The sequence below is a fragment of the Robertmurraya mangrovi genome, assembly GCF_034427655.1.
GTDB classification, from domain to species: domain Bacteria; phylum Bacillota; class Bacilli; order Bacillales; family Cytobacillaceae; genus Robertmurraya_A; species Robertmurraya_A mangrovi.
On the sequence record NZ_JAXOFX010000017.1, the window covers coordinates 99741 to 114362 of the forward strand.

Annotated in this window: 13 protein-coding genes and 1 pseudogene; 12 read left to right on the forward strand and 2 right to left on the reverse strand. The window is 34.3% G+C overall.

Going from position 1 to position 14622, the window contains the following annotated elements:
• Window positions 1-59: 59 nt before the first annotated feature.
• The 4 genes from SM124_RS19550 (at window position 60) to SM124_RS19565 (ending at window position 3950) form a co-directional block, all read left to right on the forward strand.
• Complete coding sequence (locus SM124_RS19550) at window positions 60-1391, forward strand: HAMP domain-containing sensor histidine kinase (protein ID WP_322448218.1); 1332 nt, start codon at window positions 60-62, stop codon at window positions 1389-1391.
• Window positions 1392-2057 carry a response regulator transcription factor gene (locus SM124_RS19555; RefSeq protein ID WP_322448219.1) on the forward strand — a complete coding sequence of 222 codons (666 nt, stop codon included), beginning with the start codon at window positions 1392-1394 and terminating at the stop codon, window positions 2055-2057. It abuts the gene before it with no gap.
• Between the two features lie 20 nt (window positions 2058-2077).
• The gene (locus SM124_RS19560; RefSeq protein ID WP_322448220.1) at window positions 2078-2701 is read left to right on the forward strand and encodes a nitrite reductase; all 624 of its coding nucleotides are present in this window, start codon (window positions 2078-2080) and stop codon (window positions 2699-2701) included.
• A 202-nt stretch (window positions 2702-2903) separates the two neighbouring features.
• Window positions 2904-3950, forward strand: coding sequence for a class I SAM-dependent methyltransferase (locus SM124_RS19565; protein WP_322448221.1), 1047 nt, complete (start codon window positions 2904-2906; stop codon window positions 3948-3950).
• A 48-nt stretch (window positions 3951-3998) separates the two neighbouring features.
• Here SM124_RS19565 and SM124_RS19570 read toward each other — a convergent pair whose 3' ends face one another.
• Window positions 3999-4145: a hypothetical protein gene (locus tag SM124_RS19570; protein WP_322448222.1), complete on the reverse strand. Its 147-nt coding sequence runs from the start codon at window positions 4143-4145 to the stop codon at window positions 3999-4001.
• A gap of 25 nt (window positions 4146-4170) precedes the next feature.
• On the reverse strand, window positions 4171-4314 hold the full coding sequence (locus tag SM124_RS19575) for a hypothetical protein (RefSeq protein ID WP_322448223.1): 144 nt from the start codon (window positions 4312-4314) through the stop codon (window positions 4171-4173).
• Between the two features lie 320 nt (window positions 4315-4634).
• On the opposite strand from SM124_RS19575, the pseudogene SM124_RS24125 reads away from it, so the two are divergent.
• The 8 genes and pseudogenes from SM124_RS24125 to SM124_RS19610 form a co-directional block, all read left to right on the forward strand.
• Window positions 4635-4862 (forward strand): annotated as a pseudogene (locus SM124_RS24125) (glutaredoxin family protein); the annotation flags it as partial.
• A 10-nt stretch (window positions 4863-4872) separates the two neighbouring features.
• On the forward strand, window positions 4873-5160 hold the full coding sequence (locus SM124_RS19580) for a metal-sensing transcriptional repressor (RefSeq protein WP_322448224.1): 288 nt from the start codon (window positions 4873-4875) through the stop codon (window positions 5158-5160).
• A 203-nt stretch (window positions 5161-5363) separates the two neighbouring features.
• A complete protein-coding gene (gene htpG, locus SM124_RS19585; RefSeq protein ID WP_322448225.1) occupies window positions 5364-7244 on the forward strand; it encodes a molecular chaperone HtpG in 1881 nt (626 codons plus the stop codon).
• A gap of 131 nt (window positions 7245-7375) precedes the next feature.
• Window positions 7376-7795 (forward strand): hypothetical protein, encoded by a 420-nt coding sequence (locus SM124_RS19590; RefSeq protein ID WP_322448226.1) that lies wholly within the window; start codon window positions 7376-7378, stop codon window positions 7793-7795.
• Between the two features lie 10 nt (window positions 7796-7805).
• Window positions 7806-12686: a DUF4132 domain-containing protein gene (locus SM124_RS19595; RefSeq protein WP_322448227.1), complete on the forward strand. Its 4881-nt coding sequence runs from the start codon at window positions 7806-7808 to the stop codon at window positions 12684-12686.
• A 122-nt stretch (window positions 12687-12808) separates the two neighbouring features.
• Window positions 12809-13666: an arginase family protein gene (locus tag SM124_RS19600; RefSeq protein ID WP_322448228.1), complete on the forward strand. Its 858-nt coding sequence runs from the start codon at window positions 12809-12811 to the stop codon at window positions 13664-13666.
• A 96-nt stretch (window positions 13667-13762) separates the two neighbouring features.
• A complete protein-coding gene (locus SM124_RS19605) occupies window positions 13763-13942 on the forward strand; it encodes an SH3 domain-containing protein (protein ID WP_322448229.1) in 180 nt (59 codons plus the stop codon).
• Complete coding sequence (locus SM124_RS19610; protein WP_322448230.1) at window positions 13902-14459, forward strand: hypothetical protein; 558 nt, start codon at window positions 13902-13904, stop codon at window positions 14457-14459. Before SM124_RS19605 ends, SM124_RS19610 begins: the two co-directional genes overlap by 41 nt.
• Window positions 14460-14622 lie beyond the last annotated feature (163 nt).

Sequence of the window (14622 nt, forward strand, 5' to 3'; positions counted from 1 at the left end):
GGAGACGACGAGCTATAAAAAAGGTATCTATTAAGCTAGGGGTTTTATTTTTCTTTATTTTGTTACTCATTGAAGGAACTTTATTTATCTCATTGTACTACGGTATTGTCCACGAGCGGATTGAACATGAACTGAATAATTTATTAGCTAGAGGGACAAGTCACCGGGAAGTTCTCGAGAAGAACTTTGATCAAATGACGATTTCTCATGTGGCACTTATGGAGGCTGAAGCAGAAACTTCTGTTGTCATTACGGATGAAAAATATGAAGTGATCCAGTCATCTAATGAAGTGACTCCTGAAAAAATAAAATTGATATTAGAAAGCTCTGACCATAAGTATAATAGTGCAGGAGAGTACTTAGAAACAAGGTGGCGGACAGAGGAGTATTTGGCTACCGCAAGTCCAATCATCATAAATCAAAATGAAGTCGGTTATGTCTATATGTTTTTAGATACTAGTATTATCCGAAACATGATTCAAGGGCTGACAAAACAATTTGTCTATATAGGCTTCCTAACCGTCCTTGTTTCGTTAATTTCAGTTGTTTTCCTATCTAGATTTATCACGAAACCTCTACTGGAAATGAAACAGGCAACTGAAAAAATGGCGAAAGGAAATCTTCATCAACAACTAGATACTAATAGAAACGATGAACTGGGGGATTTAGCACGTTCCATCGAAATGCTATCAAGCAATTTATATACGCTAAAAAAAGACAGAAATGAGTTTCTATCAAGTATTTCTCATGAACTCCGCACCCCGTTAACCTATTTAAAAGGATATGCAGACGTATCAAAGAGGAAAAATCTAACGGATTCGGAGAGAGATGAGTACTTAACAATAATCGAAGAAGAGGCCAATCATTTAACGGAACTAGTGAAAGACCTCTTTGACTTGGCTAAAATGGACGAAAACTCGTTTCTAATCAACAAGAAAAGGGTCAATTTGAACTTATTTTTAAATAGGATGGTTAGCAAGGTAAAGTCATTATTTGATGAGAAAAAGGTTGGTTTACAATTAATGATTAACAGAGAATTTCATTTAAATCTTGATGAGAACAGATTTGAACAAGTATTTATCAATCTGCTAGATAACGCTCTAAAGTACTCAGAATCAAATACGAATGTATATATAAATGTAAACAAAATAAACAAACAAATTCATATATCAATCACAGATGAAGGTGAAGGTATCTCGGAAAGGGAATTACCTTATATATGGGACAGATTGTACCGGGTAGACAAATCAAGATCTCGGGCAACAGGTGGATCTGGACTAGGATTGCCCATTGTAAAAGAAATTATTGAACGACATGGAGGGCAAATTACGATTAATAGTAAGTTAGGTAAAGGAACAACTTTTAATATTTTTCTAGAAGAAGGGAAATAGATGAAAACCTTATTACTAGTAGATGACGAGCTTAGAATGCTCCGTTTATTAAAAATCTATTTAGAACCCCATGGATATAAATGTGTTACAACTACTAGTGGTTCTGAAGCAATCTCAATCATTGAAAAGGAAAAAATTGATTTAGTCCTATTAGATTTAATGATGCCAGATATGAATGGGTGGGATACAGCAAAGGAATTGAGAAGTTTCTCAGACGTACCTATTATTATGCTTACTGCAAGAGATACTAGTTCAGATGTGGTAGAGGGCTTGAGGATTGGTGCAGATGATTATGTCACAAAACCTTTTGAAGAAAAAGTGCTTCTAGCTAGAATTGAAGCAGTGTTACGACGAGTAACTGGCTCTAATGTGATTACAGTAGATAATTTAACATGGGATGACCAGAAATATGAAATTACTTATTTGGGAAATAAAATTAGCCTCACTCGTAAAGAATTTGATTTCGTCGGACTCTTATTAAAAAATAAAGGTACTGTGTTCACTAGAGAACGACTTCTTGAACGAATATGGGGTTACACCGCGGAAACAGAAGATCGTACGGTCGATTCTCATGTAAGAAATATTAGAGATAAATTTAAGAGAGCGGATTATCCAATTAATAATCACTTACTTACCGTATGGGGAATGGGGTACAAATGGGAATAGGTAAACAGGGGGGAAGAGAAATGGAAGCAGAAAGAGTTAAGATTGCAGTAAATGGTGGGATTGGCTTTGGAGCTAAGTTAAACTCAAAGCAACTGATTACCCTTGCCAAGTATCTAAATGAAGACGAAACTCTTGAAATGACAACCTTCCAGCAACTTTATCTAGAAATTGAAAAAGATCAAAAGGAAGATATTATAGAAGAGTTAGAGGGTGTCGGTCTTAGTTGTTACCCTGTCGGAAATTATGTGAAAAGCTTAAGAACATGTAATTTCTGTAAAGGTGAACTAGAAGAAGGAATGCCTGTTGCTAAAGAGATTAATAGAAGAACGGCAGGGATAGAGGTTCCATTTACATTAAAAATGGCTTACACCGGTTGTCCGGTTGGTTGTGGTGAGCCTCTAATAAACGATATTGGAATCATGAAGAAAAAAGAAGAGTTCTCCATCTTTATTGGTGGTAAATCTAAAGGAGAAGACGCTAAGGCTGGTCACCTGCTTTTTGAGAAATTAACCCCAGAAGCGTTGTATGCTGTTATCGAACAATTAATCCATTTATATAATAACCAAGGAAAGAAAAGAGAAGCATTTTATAAATTTGTAAATCGTATTGGCTTTGAAAACATTAAGGATTCTATCGAGGTTTAGTAACCCCTTCTAAGTTTCTAGAATAATAACCGTGTTTTTGAGACACGGTTATTTCTTGTGAAGTAAAATAAATTGATTTTTTAGAAAATTTAAAATAACATAAGTATAGTAGTTAGCTAGTTAAATACAAAACCCAACCATGAAAAGTACATATAATTATTTTCATAAAATGTAAGCGTTAACAACTAAAGGAGGGGAAATATTGGCCGTTGAAAAACTTGATATAGAACAGTCTTACTATACAGAAAAAGACTTTGAAACAACGATGTTAACACCTAGTTATCGAATTGATTTAAGGAATGTAGGGAACGAACACCTCGATCAGTTTATGAATGCCAACTTAGTCTCTAATTGGTCTACACTCACATGGAAAGAAGTTGGGAAGCCATATGAAGTAAAAACGGTTGCTAAATCCAAAAAGGACTATGAAAAAGAACATGGTGAAATGTCAGTCAAGACATCATGGGAGTATTTTAACCGTTCCTTCCACGAGTGGTTTGTTAAGGATTTACCTGAGGAGATGTCAAATTCAAAGAGAGAATTAATAAGATATTTATCCAGATTTCAGTTCGGTGATGTAAAAAAAGCTTTAGGAGAGACTGTAAGATTATCCCTTTGGAATTATGCCCATCGGATAGAAGATGGCGTTTGGGATCCTAGAGGAAAGCGGGCTTTATTTCAAGGGTTAGACTTAAAGAAACCGCGAATTTTGTTTCTTGGAGCAGCAGAAGGATATGAAGCCATGCAACTTTCTGCCATGTATCCAGGTGGAGAAGTAGTCATGGTTGATTATGATGAGTTTTGTAAAACGAATCGATTTGGTCACTTTCCAAATCAGTATCCTTTCCTAGGAACCAATCCTTCTTCAGGTCATCCAAAAGTATGGCATAAAAACGAAATGAATATCCACTACATGGTTGAGGATATTCGAAACCTGCCATTCGGAAAAGAATTTGATATCGTCCTAAGTGTTGGGCTCCTTGAGCATTTTCCTGACGATTATAAAGCTCAGGTTATGGATTGGCATAGAAAATTTCTAAAACCTGGTGGATATGTGATTATGACTACGCCAAGATTACAGTTAAAATCCAGATTGTTTTATACCATAATGGCGGACGTAATGAACCATACTTACCGAGAGTTAATGGATATTCGCCAAATGGGTTTATATGTATATGAAGGCGGTTTTGATATTTTAAGACATGGATATATTAAGGTTCATAATGGAATTGTTGCTCAACCTAGATAGTTTTAATCAAAATAGCCGGTAACGGATGGTGGTTACCGGCATCTACTACTAAGAGTCCATTTTTTGATCAAGGGATTCTTTCGGATTTTTCTGATTATGCCTTTGTGCACCAGAATTACCTTCACCTTTATACTTTGTCACTTTCCCCCCTAAACTCACATTAGGGAAAGAAGTTTCTTTTTTATTATTCATCATATCACCTCCATACTTATGTTTCCCATTAGTCTTCCATAAAAATTCTAGCGTAATATAATGATTCTTCGTCTAGTTCGTTTTCTTTACTACTTTTGAGTTCTTGTTTTCTATCGTCTTCAACAATTTGGAATGTACCTGAAACATTTTTTGTTTCTTTTTTATCACTCAAGTGAGTCCGCCTCCCGTAAGAAAATTTAAAACTGTCTATTTTATATTTTCTTTCATTGAGTCCTGTTTTATTTCTAAAACTTTCGTCTGAGACATCTCATACTTTTGGATGAATTCATTAGAAATATAAAAAAAGTGTGTAATTTTTACTTTAATTTACATCCAGCATATAGTAATATACCAATAGTGGAAAATTTTATGTGATTGAAGTTGAGTTTTCTGCGTTAACTAATGAACGTTAGTTATAAATTTTGATTTTAAAGGGGTATAAAAATGAAACTAGAGTTATATACAAGACCACTTTGACTAGATTGTAAGGCTGCGAAAGAGTTTCTTTCCGATCAACAAGTTCCATTTAAAGAAATAGACTTATCGAAAAATCCGCAACTGGAAAAAGATTTAATTAAATTAACAGGAACACGTATCGTTCCTTCATTTATTTTTATCAAACATAGATTCCTACTTCCGAATCAAAAAACCATTATTATTGGTTTTGAACAGAATAGGGAAAAGATTTCAACACTAGTTCAAAAAATTCCGACGAGATGAGGTAACATACATGAGTACTGCAACCTTAACGAATAAAACTCCAGAAGTACGAAGCAAGTTATTCATCCAGTTAAATCATATAGAGAGACAGATAAGAGAAATAAGAACATTAATAAAAGATGAAAATTTGTATTATGAACAAGTTCTTGCTCAAATCACCTCTTCAAAAGGTACATTAGAAGAAGTATCTAAGCTGGTTGTAGAGGAATATTTCAGAAATGACATACTGAAACATAGAGATGATGCTATTGCTTTAGATGAAGTTTTATTATTGTTAGACAAAATTTTTGATAAATAGATTCCATTTTTAAAGGCCGTTCTCATTAATGATGAGATTGGCCTTTAATCTTTTTAAATGAAGATAATTATTTGAACCCCTCCTATATTATTGACAGTTTAAAATTTATATGATATTAAATAATTGTTGATTAGCACTCAGAACTAGAGAGTGCTAAAATTAGATGAATGGTTATATTTGTTTTTTAAAGGAGAGGTTTTAAAATGACGAAAAAACAATTTCAGGCTGAGTCCAAACGTTTATTGGACATGATGATTCATTCGATTTATTCACAAAAAGAAATCTTTTTACGTGAGTTAATTTCGAACTCAAGTGATGCAATCGACAAGATTTATTACAAGGCATTGACTGATGAGCAATTAAGTTTTGATAAAGAAAGTTATTACATAAAAGTTGTGCCAAACAAAGAGGAGAGAACTCTACGTATTATTGATACGGGTATTGGGATGACGGAAGAAGAATTAGAGAGTAATCTCGGTACGATTGCAAAGAGTGGGTCTTTAGCGTTTAAAAAGGAAAACGAATCGAAGGATGGCCATGACATCATTGGACAATTCGGTGTTGGATTTTACGCAGCATTTATGGTTGCTGATGTAGTTACAGTAATTAGTAAAGCACTTGGCAGTGATGTAGCTTACAAGTGGGAGTCAGAAGGTGCAGATGGCTATACAATTGTACCAACTGAAAAAGACTCAGTCGGAACAGAAATCATCTTAAAAATGAAAGAGAACACTGAAGATGAAAACTATGATGAATATCTAGAAGAATACAGACTAAAATCAATTATAAAAAAGTATTCAGACTTTATCCGTTATCCCATTAAAATGGATGTTACAGGTAGTAGACCAAAAGAAGGTACGGAAAATGAGTTTGAGGACTTTATAGAAGAACAAATCATTAATAGCATGGTGCCTATCTGGAAGAAAAATAAATCAGAATTGACTCAAGAAGACTACGAAAACTTCTATTCGGAAAAGCATTATGGCTTTGATAAACCAATTAAACACATCCATATTAATGTAGATGGAGCCGTAAGATATAATGCCATTTTATATATCCCTGAAAAAATTCCGTTTGATTATTATTCTAAGGAGTTCGAAAAAGGCTTGGAGTTATATTCAAATGGTGTCTTAATAATGGACAAATGCTCCGACCTTCTTCCAGACCACTTTAGCTTTGTAAAGGGAATGGTTGATTCTGAAGATTTATCTCTAAATATTTCTAGAGAAATGCTACAGCAAGACCGCCAATTAAAGTTTATTGCAAAAAATATTAGCAAAAAAATTAAGAGTGAACTACTTAGCGTGTTAAAGAACGAAAGAGAGAAATATGAAGAGTTCTTCAACTCTTTTGGTAGACAGTTAAAATATGGAGTCTATAGTGATTTTGGGGCAAATAAAGACGCTTTACAAGATTTATTAATGTTCCATTCTTCAAAAGAAAAGAAACTAGTGACTTTAGACGAATATGTAAGTAGAATGCCTGAAGATCAAAAATATATTTACTATGCTTCTGGGGAATCTATTGAAAGAATTGAAAAGCTTCCACAAACTGAATTGGTTGCCGACAAGGGATATGAAATTTTATACTTTACTGATGAAATTGATGAGTTCGCGATTAGAATGTTAATGAACTTTAAAGAAAAAGAGTTTAAATCTGTATCTAGCGGTGACTTAGGAATTGATTCCGATGATCATCAAAAAGATAGTGACACTGAATTGAATGAAAATAAGGAACTTTATGAACATATGAAGAACCTTTTAGGTGATAAAGTTAAAGATGTTCGTGCATCGAAAAGATTAAAGTCACATCCGGTATGTTTATCTACTGATGGAGAAGTGACCATTGAGATGGAAAAAATATTAAGCGCTATGCCAAATAATCAAAATGTAAAGGCGGATAAAGTGCTAGAAATCAATCCAAATCATGAAGTATTCCAATCTTTAAAGGCTTCGTTTGAGAATGACAAAGAGAAGTTAAATCTATATACACATTTGTTATATAACCAGGCTCTTATTATTGAAGGGCTGCCAATTCAGGATCCTGTTGAGTTTACGAACGATATATGTAAAATTATGGTTTGATTTATTATGAGGGTGTCCCTAAAGTAATGGGCATCCTCTTTTTCTATTCCAACATTTTATCTATGTATTGTTTTGAAAATTAGAACTATAATGAGGGAAAACCTTTATCCCTTCTATAGAGAGGTACAAAAATGAAAGTATATGCAACGGTAAAAAGTTTAGGCAGGAGGAAGCCTCAATTTGTTAAAAAGGAGATTATTTTGGCGTCTGTTCCTTACACTTTGAGAGAATTTTTGACTGCTTTAGTGACCATAAATGTTGAAAAATTTAACGAAACAGGTGTTGATGAGCCTATATTCCCATACTTAACAAGCGATGAGATTGAATCAAGTAGTCAGACAGGTAAAATTGGGTTTGGAGTAAAAGACAATGATAGAAAAGTGAATGTAAAGCAAGCCGTTTCCACAAGTTTAATAGCTTTTCAGGATGGATTATATAAAGTGTTTATTAATGAAAAGGAACAGGAAGATTTAGAAGATGAGATTCAACTTATTGACGGGGCAGAGATTGTTTTTATTAAAATGACCATGTTAGCTGGACGAATGTGGTAGGGAGGCTCATATGGAAAATAAAGCAGATTACTTAGCAAAACTAAATGGGATTGTGAGTCATTTTACTGGACTTGAAAGAGAGATTGGTGAATGTGTTTTAAGCATTGCCAGCGGTGACCCTCATGATTTGGATCCTTACGAAACTAAATTAGAAGGGTTGTTATCGACTGTATCTTCGGATGATATTTTTAACCCCTTAAAGAGTGTTGTAAGTAAACTAGTTAATCCCTATTTTGGAGATTTATTTCAATATATTTGTGAACATAAGGTTGAATACCCTAACACGGTTGGATTTGACAGAAGACCTTTCCGAACGACGGAACAAATGGTTCATCTCTCAGGTATTATTTCGAAACTCTATTACTTGATGGATATGAATCATAAAGAAATGACTCTTGAACATTTAATAGGAATAGAGTCTAGTGAATATTATTTTTCTAACTTAAAGGCTGATATGATCGCGTACGAAATAGACACAAACCCTGCTCGCATTATGCCTTTATTGCATGAAATGGTCTATGGAGAAAACCAAAATGAGTTATTATCTCTAAACGTTATTAAAGGCATGTTACTAAGTCACCATCAAGAAGCCTATAAAATGCTAGGTGAATTATTAATAGCTGCTAGATTACAAGAAGGGCTCCGCCAAAGTATTGTGGAGAATATGGATGAGGGGACCATCGATGCTACACTATATCTTCTAAAAATAATCCTTGACCATGATTTGATTCGCTATAGTTCTGTTGTGAGAGCCCTAATGGTTTGGACAGGGATTGAACTTGAAACTAATAAACCACGTGTTATTAAACAAGCCATACAATATGCATATGATTGCTTAACGAATGAAGAAAAACGTCTAACTTATTTAACAAGTAAAGATGTTTTTCAAGTGTACTTTAGCCTTTGGGCGACAGCTGTTAAGGAAGAAAGCGATCTCTATGCGAACATCGTGCAAGTGCTGAACTTCGGTGAACATTATCAGAAATTAGTAGCTCTATCTTTATTAATTCAGAGTCAAAATGACCATTTAAAATATAAAACGATTGAGCCATTTTTAGCAGAAACGAATCCTGAAGTAGAAGCTTTTATTCTTAACCTTTACCCCTATCAAATCAATTATAGATGGATATATGAAAAAGATTGCGTAGATTATGTGAGACACATTGAACTGGAACGTGTACCTGAGCTTGAAGAGTATACCGTTAGAAAGTTTCAGTTTAATCTTTTTAAAGAAAAGCTTTTAGCTATAGGTAGAAAAGAGAGAGAATTTGTCTCTCCAACAGGGCAATATGTTTCCATTACCTCTGATCTTTTAGCTCAAAAGATGATGTATTTAACTGCCTATGACATGAATGAACATTTTATTGAGGAACTGATTTTACTAAAAGATGAAGTAAGTCCAGATACACGAAGAGATTTACTTGAATTTTTTGTCGTTAATGAAAATGGTGTTAAACAGAGGGAGTTTTTATTTTCGAGCTTAAGTGACAAAAGCCTAGCTAATCGCGAAATGGCTTTGTCTATTATAAAAAAACTAACACTCACTTCAACAGAACTGGTGATAGTTGAAAATTTATTAAAATTAAAAACGGCTAGTATCCGTCAAGGTGCCATACAAACATTATTAAATGTAAATATCGAACTGCTTCAACATTCGATTCACCGACTTTTTAATAGCAAAAGCGAGTGGCAGCGGTTAGGTGGATTAGAAATTCTTTTTGAGATCAGTCAGGATCAAACGAGACAAGAGCTAAGCCTATTATTAAGTCCAATGCTTAATATTATAAAAAGTCCAACAGAAAAAGAAAAAATTCTCATACAGAACATTTCTAAAAAAGAAACATATACGGAAGAGAATGGTTTTGGATTATTGAAACCATCCGAAGAGAGTTCTAATTTTATCGAGCTTGAAGACTTAATTGAAATGAACCAGGATACCTTTTTTACTTATCCTATTGAAAAAGCAAAGTCATTTTTACAAGGGTTAAATGATCTTATTTATGAAAATAGACATGTGGAGTATGAAGTGGAATGGGAAGGTGGTTTTAAACAAAAGGTTTTAATAGACAACCAGCTAGACCATGGACCTAAAAGCCATGAAAATGAAAGAGAAATTGAACGGTTTCCACTTGCGCCTATTTGGATTCAATATTTGGAAGAGAATCCACTTCATGAATATGAATTATTACAAATATGGAGTTATTTTGAGCTTGGACATGTAAGGCGTTTTTATCATGATAAACTAGAGTTTTGGGAACAGGACGAATTTCCGAAGCTTAATGATTGGAGAAAGAAAGTTGTAAAAAGGGTCATTAATATGGACCAACTAGATGCATTCGAGAAGTTTAGAGAAGAGATTCCATATCATTTTGGTGTTCAAAACTTAATAGAAGCTTATGTTGCTGACTGTGATAAAGCCTTAATATTTAAACACACTTCTAAGATGCTTAGCACCATAATAAATGCCATTTCATTAGACAAACTTGAAAAGGAAATCGGATTGGCTCTTGTTTTGTCTTCACCATGGATTGATTGGCTGAGTACTTTCGTTCATGACAAAGAGTCATTTAGGAAGTATTTCTCTATGAAATACCACCTTTACACTCTTTCAAATTATAAAAATTTTACATTTTCAACTGAGAATTGGGCTAATGCCTATGAGCTGGGAATCGTATCCTATAATGAGTTAATGAGAGAGATGCTAACTCGAGAAGAAAGCTCAGCACATATTTATCATCTAACGGAAAGAAACAATGAAATACTAGCAAAACATCCCGTTATTCATTCTCTTAAAGATCATATGATTGACCGAATTGTAAACATAGAATTAAACAGAGGTGAATTGCCTACAGAAGTAACGAAGCTAGCAATTAATATTCGATACTTTGAAGGAATGGAGTATTTTGTGGAGTTATTATCTCGTCTAGAGAACGAGACGTTCGTAAGAGGTTATATTTATAGCTATGATGAAAAAACGACAAGGAAGGAAGCATTTAGTCATTTAATTCAAACTTGCTATCCTCATGGGAACGATAATTCCAAAAAATTAGAAGTTTTGTTAAGAGAGAAGCAGGTCTCTGAGAAACGGTTACTGGAAGCAGCAATTTATGCACCGCAGTGGATTGACATTGTAGCTGAGTATTTAAAATGGGACGGTTTAAAGAGTACAGTGTGGTATTTTCATGCTCATATTTATGAGCAATTTACCGCTGAAAAAGAAACGATTGTCGCACAGTATTCTCCTATTACTCCTGTTGAATTTAATGATGGTGCCTTTGATATTGATTGGTTTAAAGATTCCTATCATTGTATGGGAGAAGAAAAATTTCAAGTGGTTTATGATTGTGCCAAATATATCTCAGGTGGTGCCAATCATCGAAGAGCACAATTATTTGCTGATGCAACACTAGGCAAATTGGTAAAAGAAAAGTTATTAGAATCTGTAACAGACAAGCGTAATAAGGACCACCTTCTATCGTATAGTTTAATTCCTTTAGAGGGACGAAAGGATTTACTTGAAAGATATGAATTCATTCAAACATTCCTTAAGGAAAGTAAGTCTTACGGTGCCCAGCGTCGAGCAAGTGAATCAAAAATAGCTTCTATTGCATTATCCAATCTTGCTAGAAACGCAGGATATAAAGATGTCACTCGCTTAACTTGGGACATGGAATCTCAAAAAATCGTAGAGGTTTCTCATTACTTTCAGGCTAAATCAATAGATGAGCTTTCTGTATCTTTAGTAATCGATGAACAAGGTGGACCTGAAATAGAAGTAATCAAAAACGGTAAAAAATTAAAATCCGTTCCAAGTAAATATAAAAAGCATAGCTACGTACTAGAGCTGAAAGAGCTAAAAACAGAGTTGAGAGACCTTTATAAACGAGCAAAAGGTGAACTAGAAAGGTCGATGGAAACAGGAAGTGCTTTTACCGTTGATGAGCTTATAGGGATTAGCCATAATCCAGTTATAGCACCACTTATTAAAACGCTAGTGTTTAAGTATCAAGATGTTTTAGGTTATTTCAGAAATGGAAGTTTAGTTGGGTTAGATGAAAGTGTAGTATCTTTAAATATTCAGGATGAAGTGGTGATTGCACACCCTTATGACCTGTTTATAAGTAGACAATGGAGCCATTACCAAAAACATCTATTTGATCAACAATGGAAACAGCCTTTTAAACAAGTTTTCCGGGAATTGTATGTTCCAAACATCGATGAGCTTGAAAATGGTACGATTTCTAGAAGATACTCGGGTCATCAAATACAGCCACAAAAAACAGTGGCTTTGTTAAGAAACCGAAATTGGACCGTTAGTTATGAAGAAGGCCTTCAAAGGGTCTATTATAAGGAAAATGTTATAGCAAAAATTTATGCCTTAGCGGATTGGTTTTCTCCTTCTGATATAGAGGCCCCTACTATAGAAACAGTCGAATTTTTTAACAGGAACACTCTTGAAAGTATAAGAATTTCGGACATCCCTCCGTTAATTTTTTCTGAGACGATGAGAGATGTAGATTTAGTCGTTAGTTTCGCACATGTTGGAGGAGTGGATCCAGAAGCTAGTTTAACCACTATCGAAATGAGAACAGTCATCGTAACTGAATCCTTACGCTTAATGAAAATAATGAATGTAATTCTTAGTGGAAACCATGCCATTATTAATGGGAAACTAGGAGAATATAGCGTCCATTTGGGTAGTGGGAATGTCTATAAACAAGCAAGTGGAGCAATTTCGATCATTCCGGTCCATTCCCAGCATAGAGGGAAAATCTTTTTACCATTTATGGACGAAGACCCAAAAACAGCCGAAATCCTATCAAAAATTGTACTTTTGGCACAAGATACGAAAATTAAAGATCCTTATATTTTAGAACAAATTAGAAGTTAGTAATTAGAAAGGGGCTGTCCTCAACTTGAAGACAGCCCCTTTCTAATAGAATATTCCTGTTTTCCAAATTCATCAAAAATAGTAAAATATTAATTAAACACTAATATAAATTTGGAGGAACTATGAAAAACATTTATATATATGGGATTCCCACTCATGCAGGGGCTTTGTTTGAGGGTACTGAGCAAGCACCTAAACTAATAAGGGAAGCTGGTTTAGTTAGTCAACTAAAGGAAAAGGGTTTCTCCGTTGTTGACTTTGGTGACATCGAGTTAAAAGACGAGCTTGTGAGGCATAATGTTCCACCTGTACGTAATTGGCCATCTCCGAGAATCGTCTGGGAGTCGATTGAAGATCAGGCTGAAAAAATCTTCTCCAAGACAGGATTTACCTTGTTCCTAGGTGGAGATTGCAGTATTGAGGTCGGTACATTTTCAGCTTTCAGAAAGGTTTATGGGAAAAATACGCAGTTACTAGTACTGGATGGTCATGTGGATACGATGGAACCAAGTGGAAATCAATGTATTGGAGCCGCAGGTATGGGTCTTTGGTTTCTCCTTGAAGGCAAATCGATTTGGTGGAAAGAAAGTACTGTTACGGGCAAGTCTATATCTGTTATTGGACCAAATCAAATACCAGAACAAACATTTGGAATGTCTATCATCTCTATGGATCAAGTGAAAAATTCAATTAATGAAGTTAAACAATTACTTGCGTCTTTATCATCAGATACAAAGATTTTAGTTCATTTTGATGTTGATCTCTTACACGAGATGATCATGCCAGCAGCCTATGCTCCAAACCAAGATGGACTAGGGTACCAAACAGCAAAAGAGATGCTTAGTTTAATTCTAAGTGATTCAAGAGTAAAAGGACTAGAAATCACAGAATTTTCCGCAGTTAAGGAACAGGCAAATGAGAGTGCAAAAATATTAATTGATTTAATTGCAAATAGTTTACCTAAACCTGAAAAAGGATAATTTTCACAAGTATGTGCGTAAATTTTACTATTTTGATATATAGCTTTCTTCCTGTTTATCATATATAATTCTCATGTACATTTAAGGAGGAAAGTCATGAAATTAAGTAAGCTATTTTTTATGTTTTTAACTGTCATTCTACTATTATCGCTTTTTCCTGTTTTTAACCAACAAGTAGAGGCTGCTACAAAGGAAGCAATTGTTGATGTTGATAGCGGTAGCTTAAGTATGCGAAGTGGCCCAGGAAACAAATATAAAGTGGTTAGTAACTCTTAATTCAACTACTAAAAATGGTTGGTCTAAAATTAAATTTAAAAATAAACAAGGTTATGTATCTAGTGAATTTTTAAGAGTATACTCTTCTTTTAGTTCATCTACTGCTAAAAAGATAACAGAAAAAGTATATAATATACAATTTCAAGCATGGGAAGGTTTCGTTACAAAAAAGCAGTACGAAACAATTATGTCTAAAGGATATACGAAGAAGTATATTGAAGCCCATTTTCATCAAAACATGCTTCCATATGGAACAGATAAATACGGAAACCAATTGTACACCGTACTAGAAACATCGATTTGGGGAACTTCAGTTGAATTATTTGATTGGAATTTAGAATATAATCCTAAAAAGCCAAAGGTTACTTACTACCAAAAGAATGGTAAGGATTATTTATCAGTAAGCCAATATGTATTAAATGAAATGGATGGGTATTATACGTACACACTTTACTTAAGCAAAGACAGTAAGAGTTCAACTTGGAAAGTGTATAACATTAATAGAAAATATGATTAATATTTTTTGAAGGAAGTTCTCATTTTATCGAGAACTTCTTTTTCTTGTGTGCCAGGCATGGCAATTATCTAGGTGGTGAAAGTCCACTGTGGGGGTACACATCGACCAACCACTAAGGAAGCGCAAGGTACTTATCGTGAGATAAGGGCTGGAGGAAGCGTGG